The following is an 11,970-nucleotide window of genomic DNA, read 5'->3' as shown; positions in this document are numbered from 1 at the left end:
GCGGATGACTCCTGACGTGACGCTCTGGCTGATCCCCGGTCTGCCGCTGCTCGGCGCCGCCCTCCTGCTCATCCTGGGCCGCCGCAGCGACCCGTGGGGACACCTGCTTGGCTGCGCCACCGCCGTCGCCGCGTTCTGCGTGGCCGCCTGGCAGTTCGCCGCCATGGCCGGCCGCGAGGCCTCCGACCGGACCCTGCAACAGACGCTGTTCACCTGGATCTCGGTGGGCGAACTCCACGTGGACCTGGGCCTGCGACTGGACCAGCTCTCCATGGTGTTCGTGCTGCTGGTGACCGGCGTCGGCCTGCTCATCCACGTGTACTCGACCGGGTACATGGCCGCCGACCCCGCGCGACGGAAGTTCTTCGCCTACCTCAACCTGTTCCTGGCCGCGATGCTGCTGCTGGTGATGGCGGACGACTTCCTGGTCCTCTACCTGGGGTGGGAGGGCGTGGGCCTGGTCTCCTACCTGCTCATCGGGTTCTGGCAGCACAAGCCGTCCGCGGCCACCGCGGCAAAGAAGGCGTTCCTGGTCAACCGCGTCGGGGACATCGGGCTCGCCGTGGCCCTGATGGTGATGGTCACGCAGCTGGGCACCCTGTCCTTCGACGGGGTCTTCGCCGCCCTCAGCGGCGCCGACGACGGTGCCGCGCCCGGGGTCAGCACCGGCCTGGTCACCGCACTCGGACTGCTGTTGCTGCTGGGCGCCTGCGCCAAGTCCGCCCAGGTCCCGCTGCAGTCGTGGCTCGGCGACGCCATGGAGGGCCCCACCCCGGTCTCGGCGCTGATCCACGCGGCCACCATGGTCACGGCGGGCGTCTACCTCATCACCCGGGCCAACCCGATCTTCGACGCGGCGCCGGCGGCGCGGACGGCCGTGATCGCCGTGGGCGCGGTGACGCTGCTGTTCGGCGCGGTGATCGGCTGCGCGAAGGACGACATCAAGAAGGTCCTCGCCGCCTCCACCATGAGCCAGGTGGGATACATGGTCATGGCCGCCGGGTTCGGCCCCGCCGGGTATGCGCTGGCGATCATGCACCTGCTCACCCACGGCTTCTTCAAGGCCGGGCTGTTCCTCGGGGCGGGTTCGGTGATGCACGGGATGGACGACGAGGTCGACATGCGCCGCTACGGCGCCCTGCGCGCGGTCATGCCGGTCACCTTTGTCACCTTCGGACTCGGCTACCTCGCGATCATCGGCGTCCCACCGTTCTCCGGCTTCTACTCCAAGGAGGGCATCATCTCCGCAGCGTTCGACGTGGGCGGCGGCGGAGCGGCGGGATACCTGCTCGGCGCGGTGGCGCTGCTCGGAACCGGCCTGACCGCCTTCTACATGACCCGCGTGATGATCCTGACGTTCTTCGGGCGGCGGCGGTGGCACGAGGGAGCCCACCCCCACGAGTCGCCGGTGTCCATGACGGCGCCGATGTTCCTCGTCGCGGTGGGGTCGGTGGTCTCCGGAGCATTCCTCGCGATCGGCGGGAGGCTGCAGGACTGGTTGGCCCCGGTCGTCGGCGACCACAGTGCCGAGCACGTGGTGCCGGTGTGGCTGGTCACCACCGCCTCGCTGATCGTCGTTACCGCCGGGATCGCGGTCGCGGTGCGGCAGTACGGTCGCGCTGCCATCCCGGAGCAGGCCCCGTCGGAGGTCTCCGCGCTCACCCGCGCCGCCCGCCGCGACCTGTACGCCGACGCCGTCAACGAGGGCGCACTGATGCGGCCGGGGCAGGCCCTGGTCGCGGGCACCGCGGTGGTCGACCGCAGGGTGGTGGGCGGCGCGACGGGCGGGGTCGCCGCGACGATCGGGTTCCTGTCCGCCCGCGGCCGACTCCTGCAATCCGGACTCACCCGGTCCTACGCGCTGTACATGCTCATCGGCGCGGCCCTGATCATCGCCGCCATGGCGGCCGGAGGTGTGCTGTGAACGGCCTCGGTCTGCTCTCCGCGCTGTGGCTCACGCCCCTGATCGGCGCCCTCGTCGTCGTCGTCCTGCCGTCCGGCGCGCGCCGCGCGGCGAGGCCCCTCGCCCTGGCCACCTCGCTGGTCGTGCTGGGTGTGGCGATCGCGCTCGCGGTCGGCTTCGACCCCGGTGGCGCCACCCACCAGTTCGTCGAGTCCCGCCCGTGGATCCCCGCCTTCGGCGCCACCTACTCGCTCGGGCTCGACGGGATCGCGCTGGTGTTGGTGCTGCTCACGGCCGCCCTCATGCCGCTGCTCCTGCTGGCCGGGTGGCACGACGTCCCCGCGTCCGACAGCCCGACGAATGCTCACGCACGGGAGGCGGGCGCCGCCGACCGCGGTCCTCACAGCCGCCGCGCGCAGACCTATCCGGCGCTGATGCTGGCCACGCAGGGGTTGGCGCTGGTGGCGTTCACCAGCCTGGACGTATTGCTGTTCTACGTCGCGTTCGAGGCCATGCTCATCCCGCTGTACTTCCTCATCGGCGGCTTCGGCGGCAGCGACAGGGCCGCCGCTGCGGTGCGGTTCCTCATCTACAACCTGCTCGGTGGGCTGGTGATGCTCGTCGCGGTGATCGGGTTGTACGTGCTCACCGCCCACGCGGGAATCGGGCCCGACGACGGATCGATCGGGGCGGGGACGTTCGACTACCGGCTCATCACCGCGGCCGTGGCCGACGGCCGGCTCGAGATCCCGCCCGGCGCGGCGTTGCTGATGTTCGCCGCCTTCACCCTGGCCTTCGCGATCAAGGCCCCGCTGTGGCCGTTCCACACCTGGCTGCCCGGCGCGGCCGTTGCCGCCACGCCCGCCTCCGCGGTCCTGATGATGGCCGTGGTGGACAAGGTCGGCACGTTCGCGATGCTGCGCTACAGCCTGCCGCTGTTCCCGGACGCCGCCGCCACGGCGGCGCCGGTGCTCATCACGCTGGCGGTGATCAGCATCGTCTACGGCGGCGTCATGGCCATCGCCCAGACCGACCTGCTCCGCTTGATCGCCTACGCCTCCATCTCCCACTTCGGGTTCATCGTCCTGGGGATCTTCGCCAGGACTGAGCAGTCCGCCGCCGGCTCGGCGCTCTACATGGTCAACCACGGCGTCGCCACGGCCGCGCTGTTCCTGGTGGCAGGGTTTCTCGTACGCCGGCACCGCATACGGGAGATCGGCTACTACGGCGGCGTTCAGCAGGTCGCGCCCGTGCTGGCCGGAACGTTCCTCATCGCCGGCCTGGCCACCCTCTCACTGCCCGGGCTGGCCCCGTTCGTCAGCGAGTTCCTCGTGTTCGTCGGCACCTTCGGCCCCTACCCCGTGGCCGCTGTGCTCGCCACGAGCACGTTCGTCCTGGCGGCGATCTACATCCTGTGGACCTACCAGCGGGTGATGGGCGGGCCGGTGGCGCCCGGGTTGGCGGGGACGCCGGATCTCGGCGCCCGGGAACTCGTGGTGGTGATCCCGCTGGTGGTGGCGCTGATCGCGCTGGGCCTCTATCCGCAGCCTGCGTTGGACGTGATCGAACCGGCGGTCGCCCACACCGTCGCACTGGTGGGAGGAGCCCGATGACCCCGGACATCGCGTACGGATCGCTCGCGCCACTGCTCGTGGTGTTCGGCGCGGGGATCATCAGCGTGCTGGTGGAGGCGTTCGTGCCCGCCCGGTACCGCTACGGCACACAGATGGTCGTCTACCTGGGAGGGCTCGCCGCCGCACTCGTCTCGGTGGTACTGCTGGCCGGGACACGCATCGTCACGGCCGAGGGGTCGGTCGCGGTCGACGGGCCGGCGCTGTTCCTGCAGGGAGTCACGGTGATCGTGGCCATCGGCGCCGGGCTGCTGATCGGCGAGCGCACCGTCATCCCCTCCGCCTCCCGGAGAAAGGTGCTCGCGGGCTTCGCACCCCAGGCCGCCGTGGCCCCCGGAGGTTCGGGCGAACGCGACGCCGAGCGCGCCGGATTCACACAGACCGAGGTGTTCCCACTCGCGCTGTTCGCCACCGGCGGCCTCCTACTGTTCCCCGCGGCCAACGACCTGATCACGCTGTTCATCGCGCTCGAGGTGCTCTCCCTGCCGCTGTACGTCCTGTGCGGGATGGCCCGCCGACGGCGACTGCTCTCGCAGGAGGCCGCGGTCAAGTACTTCCTCCTGGGCGCGTTCTCGTCCGCGTTCTTCGTCTACGGCATCGCGCTGGTGTACGGCTATGCCGGGACCGTGGACTTCCGCGGGATCGACCGGGCCGTGGCTGCCGACGGCCGCAGTTCGTTGATCCTCATCGGCATCGCCATGATGTCGGTGGGCCTGCTGTTCAAGGTCGGCGCCGTTCCGTTCCACACCTGGACGCCCGACGTCTACCAGGGCGCGCCCACCTCGATCACCGCATTCATGGCCGCCGGCACCAAGGTCGCCGCGTTCGGCGCGATCCTGCGGTTCTTCTACACAGCCGTTCCCGGCCTCGAGGCGGAATGGGTTCCCGTGCTGTGGGTGATCGCGGCGCTGACGATGATCGTCGGCACGGTCGTGGGCGTCGCGCAGAACGACGTCAAGCGCATGTTGGCCTACTCGTCCGTCGCCCACGCCGGGTTCCTGCTGACCGGCATGATGGGGTCCCCGACCGCAGGGCTCACGGCGATGCTGTTCTACCTCGCGGCGTACGCCGTCAGCACGGTGGGCGTGTTCGCGGTGGCGGGGCTGGTCCGGGACGCGGACGGCGCCGAGATCAGCGACCTGAGGGCCTGGTCCGGGCTGGGTCGGCGCCAGCCGCTGGTGGCTGGCGCATTCGCGGTGCTCCTTCTCGCCCTCGCGGGAATCCCGCTAACCAGCGGGTTCATCGTCAAGTTCGCCGTCTTCTCGGCGGCCGTGGCCGGGGGCGCGGTAGCCCTGGTGCTGATCGGCGTACTCACCAGCGCGATCGCGGCCTCGTTCTACGTGCGTGTGATCGTGGTGATGTTCTTCCGGGACGCGGATGCCGGGGGCTCAAGCGTGGGTGGGTCGGGCGTGGGTGGCTCAGGCTCCGGGGGCGCGGGCTCCGGTGGCTCAGGCTCCGGGGGCGCGGATGCCGGGGGCTCTGCCGTCGCGTTCGCCCGGCAGCCGGTCACGCTGGCCGTGGTCGGCGTTGCGGCGGTCGTGACCGTCGTACTGGGAATCGCCCCGCAGCCGCTGCTCGATCTCGCAGAGGCCGCCTCCACGTTCGCCTGGTGAGCCTCAGTCCTCGTCGAGAAGAGCGTTCCGCCCGCATCTGCCGAGAGCAAGTGTGCGGAACGCTCTTCTCGATGGGGTAGGTCAGTCCATCCCGAGCGGGGTGGCGTCGAACTCCCCGGACAGCGCCGAGACCGACCGCGCCAACCGGAGGTCCCGCTTGGTCACCCCGTCGACGTCGTGGCTGCGCAGGTCCAGGGTCACCTCGTCGTAGCTCCACAGCAGATCCGGGTGGTGGTCCTGAGAGTTGGCGGCCTGGCCGATCGCGGAGACCAGGTTGATCGCTGCCTGCGGCGACTCGCACACCGCGGTGTAGGTCAGCGACCCCTCGGAGAACGCCCAGCCGGGCAGGTCTGCCAGGCCCTCGGCGATCTGCTCCTCGGTCAGGCGGGTCCGCTCGTCGGCGTCGGGGCGTGCGTTGTCGGCGTCTGCGCTCATGCCGTCCAGTCTGGCACCTCTCGCCGCGCCCGGCACTTCCCGCCACGTCTGCCCTCGCCAGGCGCGCGGCCTACCCTGAGGGCGTGGAATCCCCCGCCAGCATCCCTCTCCGCGGCGCCGGCCGGTACGCGCCCAGCCCGTCGGGCGACCTGCACCTCGGTAATCTGCGCACCGCGGTGGTGGCGTGGGTGCTGGCCCGCGACTCGGACCGCGCGTTCCGGATGCGCGTCGACGACCTCGACACCGCCCGCGCCCGCCCCGGCGTGGCCGAGCGCCAACTCGCCGACCTGGCGGCGATCGGGATCGACTGGGACGGCGAGATCATGTGGGAGTCCGAGCGCTCGGACGCCTACGCCGCCGCCGCCGACCGCCTGGCCCGCCGCGGCCTGGTCTACGAGTGCTACTGCTCCCGCCGCGAGATCGCCGAGGCCCCGCGCGCCCCTCACTCCCCGCCCGGCGCCTACCCCGGTACTTGCCGCGACCTCCCCGACGCCGAGCGGGCACTGCGCCGCGAGGCGCTCGGTCCCGGTCGCGTGCCGGCCCTGCGGTTGCGCGCCGCCATCCCTGAGTTCACCGTCGACGATCTCGTCCACGGTCCCTATACAGGTGTTGTGGACGATGTGGTGCTGCGTCGCGGCGACGGCGTGTGGGCGTACAACCTCGCCGTCGTCGTCGACGACTCCGACCAGGGCGTGGACCAGGTCGTCCGCGGCGAGGATCTCCTCCCCTCCACCCCCCGCCAGGCCTACCTGGCCGGGCTCCTCGGCCTGGCCCGGCCGGAATACGTCCACGTTCCGCTCGCGGTCAACGCGGCCGGCGAGCGCCTGGCCAAGCGGGACGGCGCGGTGACATTGGCCGATCTGGCACGGGAGGGGACGACGACGAGGGCCGCCGTCGCCCGGATCGTCGCCTCGCTCGGTGGACCGCCCGGCGCGGACTCGATCGACGCCCTGCGCGGGGTCGTCACCGCCGACACGCTCCGATCCGGCCCCTGGGTCGTCGCCTGACCCTGGGCTCTGGCACACCTGCCCGTCGCACTCCGACCCTCGCCCTACGCCCCGCCATCCCCTCATCCCCCCATCCCCCGGCCGTCCCCCATCCCCCATCCCGGTTGGCGGACATCGACCCGCGCCTGGCGGACTTCTCGCGCGAGATCCGGCCCGAGAATCGGCGAGGAGTCCGCCAACTAGGTGGGGCTGTCCGCCAACCGGGGTGACTCGGGATACGCGGGATTCGCGGGCTGCCGGACGGGCGCGGATAATCGACGCCCGTGACCACTTCATCGCAGCAGAACCCTGACCCCCGCGGGCCTGGGCGGCCGGACGGGACCACTCCCGAGCCGGCGCGCAGCACCCGGGACTCCTCCGACCCGACCACCTCCGACCCGACCCCCACCGGCCACGCCTCCCCCGGCGACCGCACCGGGACCGACCGCGCAGTCTTCGCCACCATCGCCAGCCCGTACTACGGCTACCTGATCGCCCTGTTCGTGGGCGTCATGCTCATCAGCAACGTCACCGGCACCAAGGGCGTCCTGCTCTTCCCCGACCTGAGCTTCGAGCTCGGGTTCCTCTCACTCGACGGGCTCGTCACCGACGGAGCCTTCCTGCTCTTCCCACTGGCGTACGTGCTGGGCGACGTGATCAGCGAGGTGTACGGCTTCAAGGCGATGCGCCGAGTCGTCCTCTCCGGATTCGCCGTCCTGGCGTTGGCCGCGCTGAGCTTCACGTTTACCGTCCATCTGCCCCCGGCCCCGTTCTACGAGAACCAGGACGCGTTCGAGGCTGTGGCCGGCGTGATCCCGCAGTTCTTCCTTGCCGGTCTGGCCGGCTACGTGGTGGGCGAGCTGCTCAACAGCTACGTCCTGGTGTGGATGAAGCGCCGTACCGGGGAGAAGACCCTGTGGGCCAGGCTGCTCGGCTCGACCGTGGTGGGCCAGCTCGCGGACACCATCGTCTTCTGCACCATCGCCGCCCCCGCCCTGGGCATGGTCCTCGGGTCGGGCGACTACTGGAACTACGTGGTGATCGGGTTCGTCTGGAAGACCCTCATCGAGGCGGTCCTGCTGCCGGTGACGTACGTGGTGATCGCGTGGATCAAGAAGCGCGAGCCCAGCTATCAGACCGCACTGTCGGGTTCCCTGTCACAATCGGCGGTATGACCTCCGCTGACCGGGACGCAGACGACGGGCGCGACGCCGCTCGACCCGCCGCGGTGACGGTTCTCGGCGCGACGGTCGACGACCAGACCAGGTGCATCCACTACCACGGCCCGTTGGACGTCATCGCGATCCGCTTCCACTGTTGCGGCGAGTTCTATCCCTGTTTCCGCTGCCACGCCGACGCCACCGACCATGCGCTGTCGGTGTGGCCGCGGGACGAGTTCGACACCGATGCCCTGCTCTGTGGCGCGTGCCGGACCACGCTGAAGATCAGCGAGTACCAGGCCACCGGCGCCTGCCCGGCCTGCGGAACCGCATTTAATCCGGGGTGCTCGCTGCACTACCGGCTCTACTTTGAGTCCTGAGGGCCGCCGCTCGTGTCGATCACCCTCATCACATCGACGAGGACATCGAGGTAGATGCGAATCATCTCCTCACGACGCATCTCGGAGGCGTCGGGCGGGACCGTCCACCCGGATTTCGGCATCGACGGGGCGGGCATCCTCTCCGCGGCCGCAGCGAGCCCGCGGGACTCGCGAGGGCTGATGCCGAGGAGGGTGGCGTCGGCGACGATGGTCTCCAGGGTCTCTCGCAGGACGGCGAGGTTGTCCGGGTCCATGACGTCGACGGCCCAGTTCATGTCCTCGTGGAGCCAGTAGACCGACTCGTAGTCCTCCGGGGATTCCTGGGCCTCCGCCCATTCCTCGGCGATCGTGGACAGCGCGTCGAACAGGAGCTGCCCGGCCATCGCGGTCCCGTGCCAGCATCCCCAGTGCTCGTCGTACGGCATCGCCACGACGCGGGCGATCAGGCGGTCGGCCCGGTCGTCCTGCCCCCTGGCGAGCCGGCTGGCGGCTTTGTCCAGGAGGTTCCGTGCGGCGTCGGCGGCGGCTTCACTGAGCTCTGTGAGCGCCCCGGTCTTCGCTTCGGGATGCAGCCCGTACGGGGTCCGCCTCGCCATCTCGGCCTCGAGCTCCGCAGGCAGGTCGCGTCGGTCGTTCGTCACGCCCCCACCCTGCCAGGACATCCCCGCTGTGGCAGCCGCGTCGGGTTCCGGGGCGCACTTCTCACCGCGCGCAGTCCAGCTCAGACTCAGACCTTTGCCGAGTAGTACCGCCCCAGGAACTCGGCCTTGTAGGCCGCGTACTCATCCGGCCCGGCCTCCATCGCGGCGCGTACCTCGTCGACCAGACGTACCACGAACGCCAGGTTGTGCAGCGTCAGCAGGGTCGAGCCGAGGAACTCCTTGGCCTTGAACAGGTGGTGGAGGTACGCCCGGCTGTAATCGCGCGAGACCTCGGACGGGCCTTCGGGATCCAGCGGGGTGTGGTCGTGCCGGAACTGGGCGCGGGTGACGTTGACCCGCCCGTCCAGCGTGTAGATGCCGCCGTGGCGGGCCAGACGGGTGGGGGCCACGCAGTCGAAGGTGTCGGCCCCGTTCTCGACGGCGGTGAAGATGTCGTCGGGCTCACTGATCCCCAGCAGGTGGCGCGGCCGATCCTCGGGCAGCTCCTCGGTGCACCAGCCGACGATCGTGCCCAGGTTCTCCTTCTCCAGCGCCCCGCCGATCCCGTAACCGCCGAACCCGCGCCGCCCCTGGCCTTCAGCCCGGTCGCTCATCTCCACGAGCCCTCGCACGGCCTGTCGCCGCAGGTCCTCGAACTGCGCGCCCTGAACCACGCCCCACAGCGACTGCCCGGGCCGGTGGGTGCGCTGCTCGGAGAGCAGCTGGTGCTCGTCGAGGCACCGCTGCGCCCAGCGTCGGGTCCGCTCCACCGAACTCTCCTGGTACTTCCGCGTGTTCATCAGGGTGGTGAGCTCGTCGAAGGCGAACATGATGTCGGCGCCCAGGCCGTGCTGGATCCGCATCGACACCTCCGGGGAGAAGCGGTGTGGCGAACCGTCGAGGTGCGAGGTGAAGGTGACACCGTCCTCGTCGACCTTGGCGAGCCGGCCCTGGCCCTTGTTGGTGGCGGAGTCGTCCGGTGCCGTGGCGGCGCCCGCCGACATCTCGATCACCTTCTTGAACCCCACCCCGAGGCTCATCACCTGGAAGCCCCCGGAGTCCGTGTAGGTGGGCCCGGACCAGCGCATGAACTCACCGAGGCCTCCGGCGGCGTCGACCACGTCGTGGCCCGGCTGGAGGTACAGGTGGTACGCGTTGGCCAGGACGGCCTGTGCACCGGTCGAGCGGACCTGCTCGGGCGTCAGGGTCTTGACCGTCGCTTTGGTGCCGACCGGGATGAACGCCGGGGTCGCGATGTCTCCGTGCGGGGTGTGGATGACGCCGGTCCGGCCCCCCGCGGTGCCGTCGAGGACCATCCGGGAACCCACGTCGAAGGTGGTCGCGCGCGGGGTGGGGGGTGTGTGATCCGACATGGGTCCCATCGTGGCACGACGGTCCGGGCGGCCGGCCGTGGCCCTACGATGGGGGGAATCGACGACGGCAGCCCGCGACGGCGGCGGGAAACGCCGCGGCAGGAAACGCAGTGGCAGGAAACGACGGCGGCAGGAAACGACGGCGGCAGGAAACGACGACGACGAGGTGAGCGATGACCGGTACGAGCGGCCGACGGCTCTCCCGGCACGAACGCCGAGACCAACTCGTGGTCCTGGGGGTCCGGCTCCTCGAGACGGTCCCTTTTCACGCCCTCTCGATGGATGACGTCGCCGAGCGGGCCGGTGTCTCCCGCAGCCTGCTCTTCCACTACTTCCCCACCAAGCTGACCTATCTCACGGCGGTGGTCCACGCGGCCGCCGAGCACGTCCTGTCGCTCACCCAGGTGCCCGAGGGGACGAGCGCGGAGGACGGGACCCGCGCGATCATCACGGCCCTGGTGCGCTACATCCAGCGGCGCCGCGACAACTACGTGGCGGTGCTGCGGTCGGGCAGGTCCGTGGACCCGATGCTGGAGCAGGTCGTCGACGGCATGCACCGCACCATCAGCCTGCGCATCCTCCACAGCATCGGGGTGACCCGGCCCGGCCCGATGGCGCTGGTCCTCACGCGCGCATGGTTGGCCGGTGTCGAGGAGCTGGCGTTGCTGGGCGAGGAGTCCGGGCTGCCGCAGGAGACCGTGATCGAGTCCGCGATCACGACTCTGCATGCAGTCGCCGCCCTGCCGGACTTCGTCTCGGAAGTCTTCCCGGGCGACGACCCGGTCCACCGGAGCAGTTCTACGCACTCCGAGAAATGAGGAGAGTCCCGGAACTCCGATGAGTTCCGGGACTCTCCCGTGGCGGTGGCGGTGGGATTTGAACCCACGGTTGGGGGTTACCCAACACAGCATTTCGAGTGCTGCACCTTCGGCCGCTCGGACACGCCACCGCCGATCAGGCTACTTCACATGCGGCCGCAGGCGGAAATCGCCTGCTCGACGGGGCGTATCAAGCCTTGTCGTTGCCGGTGAGCTTGCTCGCGGCCTCGTTGGCCTTGTCCTTGAGCTTCTCGGCGCCCTGCTTGATGCCGGCCTTGCCCTGGTCCGCCTGGCCCTCGGCCTGGAGGTCGCGGTCGCCGGTCGCGGCGCCGGCGGACTCCTTGGCGCGGCCGCCGAGCTCCTCGGCCTTGTTCGAGAACTTATCTCCCACACCCATGTGGTGCTCCTCTCGATCGCGGCGCCGGTGCCCGGCGCCTCTCCTCACCCACCGTACGGAGATGAGCGGCAGGCCTCCACCGGACCGCGGTCACGTTCCCGTCACCGCCGGGCGCGGAAGAACTGCTCCAGCAGCGCTGCGCACTCGGCCTCCAGCACCCCGCCCCGGACCTCCGGGCGGTGGACCAGTCGACGGTCGCGGACCACGTCCCAGAGCGAACCGCAGGCCCCGGTGCGGGGCTCCCACGCGCCGAAGACCACGCGGCCCACCCGCGCCGCGACCGCGGCGCCCGCGCACATCGTGCACGGCTCGAGGGTCACGACGAGGGTGCAGTCCTCCAGGCGCCAGCCGTCGCCCAGTACCCGGGCCGCCTCGCGCAGCGCCAGCACCTCGGCGTGGGCGAAGGGATCCCCGTCGGCCTCGCGGCGATTGGTGGCGGCGGCCAGCTCCCGACCGTCCGGGCCCACCACGATCGCCCCGACCGGCACGTCCTGCTCAGGCGTGTCGCCGGCCACCACCAGGGCCCGCCGGACCAGCTGCTCGTCCGCGGATCGGTGAGACGTCAGGGACACGGATACCACCGGCGGGCCTGTCTGCCGTGTCGACCCAAGCGGCACGGTCGACCCAGGCGGC

General features: G+C 70.7%; 12 protein-coding genes and 1 tRNA gene. 7 read left to right on the top strand and 6 right to left on the bottom strand.

Annotated elements, in window-relative coordinates; genetic code table 11:
• The first annotated feature begins 4 nt into the window (after positions 1–4).
• From nuoL to nuoN, 3 genes are read left to right on the top strand one after another with little or no spacing between them, the layout of a single operon-like run.
• On the top strand, positions 5–1,924 hold the full coding sequence (gene nuoL / locus A6048_RS01875) for an NADH-quinone oxidoreductase subunit L (RefSeq protein WP_107747977.1): 1,920 nt from the start codon (positions 5–7) through the stop codon (positions 1,922–1,924).
• The gene (locus A6048_RS01870) at positions 1,921–3,516 is read left to right on the top strand and encodes an NADH-quinone oxidoreductase subunit M (protein ID WP_107747976.1); all 1,596 of its coding nucleotides are present in this window, start codon (positions 1,921–1,923) and stop codon (positions 3,514–3,516) included. The genes nuoL and A6048_RS01870 overlap by 4 nt, the downstream gene beginning before the upstream one ends.
• On the top strand, positions 3,513–5,147 hold the full coding sequence (gene nuoN / locus A6048_RS01865; RefSeq protein ID WP_107747975.1) for an NADH-quinone oxidoreductase subunit NuoN: 1,635 nt from the start codon (positions 3,513–3,515) through the stop codon (positions 5,145–5,147). The genes A6048_RS01870 and nuoN overlap by 4 nt, the downstream gene beginning before the upstream one ends.
• A gap of 81 nt (positions 5,148–5,228) precedes the next feature.
• Here nuoN and A6048_RS01860 read toward each other — a convergent pair whose 3' ends face one another.
• Positions 5,229–5,582, bottom strand: a complete 354-nt coding sequence (locus tag A6048_RS01860) for a 4a-hydroxytetrahydrobiopterin dehydratase (protein WP_107747974.1) — start codon at positions 5,580–5,582, stop codon at positions 5,229–5,231.
• A gap of 83 nt (positions 5,583–5,665) precedes the next feature.
• Between A6048_RS01860 and gluQRS the strand changes: the two genes are divergently transcribed.
• The 3 genes from gluQRS to A6048_RS01840 all read left to right on the top strand — a co-directional run bounded on the left by gluQRS (position 5,666) and on the right by A6048_RS01840 (position 8,108).
• Complete coding sequence (gluQRS, locus tag A6048_RS01855; RefSeq protein ID WP_107747973.1) at positions 5,666–6,589, top strand: tRNA glutamyl-Q(34) synthetase GluQRS; 924 nt, start codon at positions 5,666–5,668, stop codon at positions 6,587–6,589.
• Between the two features lie 263 nt (positions 6,590–6,852).
• Positions 6,853–7,743 carry a queuosine precursor transporter gene (locus A6048_RS01845; protein WP_412523678.1) on the top strand — a complete coding sequence of 297 codons (891 nt, stop codon included), beginning with the start codon at positions 6,853–6,855 and terminating at the stop codon, positions 7,741–7,743.
• Entirely contained in the window at positions 7,740–8,108 is a 369-nt protein-coding gene (locus tag A6048_RS01840; protein WP_107747972.1) for a CHY zinc finger protein, read from the top strand. Before A6048_RS01845 ends, A6048_RS01840 begins: the two co-directional genes overlap by 4 nt.
• On the opposite strand, the gene A6048_RS01835 is transcribed toward A6048_RS01840, so the two are convergent.
• Together A6048_RS01835 and tgt are read right to left on the bottom strand one after the other, a co-directional pair.
• Entirely contained in the window at positions 8,093–8,749 is a 657-nt protein-coding gene (locus A6048_RS01835; RefSeq protein WP_146166359.1) for a hypothetical protein, read from the bottom strand. The two genes, A6048_RS01840 and A6048_RS01835, sit on opposite strands and share 16 nt — an antisense overlap.
• Before the next feature lie 86 nt (positions 8,750–8,835).
• Positions 8,836–10,122, bottom strand: coding sequence for a tRNA guanosine(34) transglycosylase Tgt (tgt, locus tag A6048_RS01830; RefSeq protein ID WP_200837370.1), 1,287 nt, complete (start codon positions 10,120–10,122; stop codon positions 8,836–8,838).
• A gap of 173 nt (positions 10,123–10,295) precedes the next feature.
• On the opposite strand from tgt, the gene A6048_RS01825 reads away from it, so the two are divergent.
• Complete coding sequence (locus A6048_RS01825) at positions 10,296–10,940, top strand: TetR/AcrR family transcriptional regulator (protein ID WP_107747970.1); 645 nt, start codon at positions 10,296–10,298, stop codon at positions 10,938–10,940.
• A gap of 40 nt (positions 10,941–10,980) precedes the next feature.
• Here the strand turns inward: A6048_RS01825 and A6048_RS01820 are convergent.
• The 3 genes from A6048_RS01820 to A6048_RS01810 form a co-directional block, all read right to left on the bottom strand.
• Positions 10,981–11,071: transfer RNA gene (locus A6048_RS01820), tRNA-Ser, on the bottom strand.
• Between the two features lie 59 nt (positions 11,072–11,130).
• Complete coding sequence (locus tag A6048_RS01815) at positions 11,131–11,337, bottom strand: CsbD family protein (protein WP_017838254.1); 207 nt, start codon at positions 11,335–11,337, stop codon at positions 11,131–11,133.
• A 101-nt stretch (positions 11,338–11,438) separates the two neighbouring features.
• A complete protein-coding gene (locus A6048_RS01810) occupies positions 11,439–11,903 on the bottom strand; it encodes a nucleoside deaminase (protein WP_107748098.1) in 465 nt (154 codons plus the stop codon).
• Positions 11,904–11,970: the final 67 nt, after the last annotated feature.

Origin of the sequence: Dietzia psychralcaliphila (genome assembly GCF_003096095.1) — a bacterium.
GTDB lineage: Bacteria > Actinomycetota > Actinomycetes > Mycobacteriales > Mycobacteriaceae > Dietzia > Dietzia psychralcaliphila.
This window is presented reverse-complemented; position numbering and strand designations above follow the sequence as displayed.

Bases quoted from the DNA above. Each gene is read 5' to 3' on its own strand.
- nuoL (WP_107747977.1), top strand. From the start codon at position 5: ATGACTCCTGACGTGACGCTCTGGCTGATCCCCGGTCTGCCGCTGCTC.
- nuoN (WP_107747975.1), top strand. From the start codon at position 3,513: ATGACCCCGGACATCGCGTACGGATCGCTCGCGCCACTGCTCGTGGTG.
- A6048_RS01860 (WP_107747974.1), bottom strand. From the start codon at position 5,582: ATGAGCGCAGACGCCGACAACGCACGCCCCGACGCCGACGAGCGGACC.
- A6048_RS01840 (WP_107747972.1), top strand. From the start codon at position 7,740: ATGACCTCCGCTGACCGGGACGCAGACGACGGGCGCGACGCCGCTCGA.
- tgt (WP_200837370.1), bottom strand. From the start codon at position 10,122: ATGTCGGATCACACACCCCCCACCCCGCGCGCGACCACCTTCGACGTG.
- A6048_RS01825 (WP_107747970.1), top strand. From the start codon at position 10,296: ATGACCGGTACGAGCGGCCGACGGCTCTCCCGGCACGAACGCCGAGAC.
- A6048_RS01815 (WP_017838254.1), bottom strand. From the start codon at position 11,337: ATGGGTGTGGGAGATAAGTTCTCGAACAAGGCCGAGGAGCTCGGCGGC.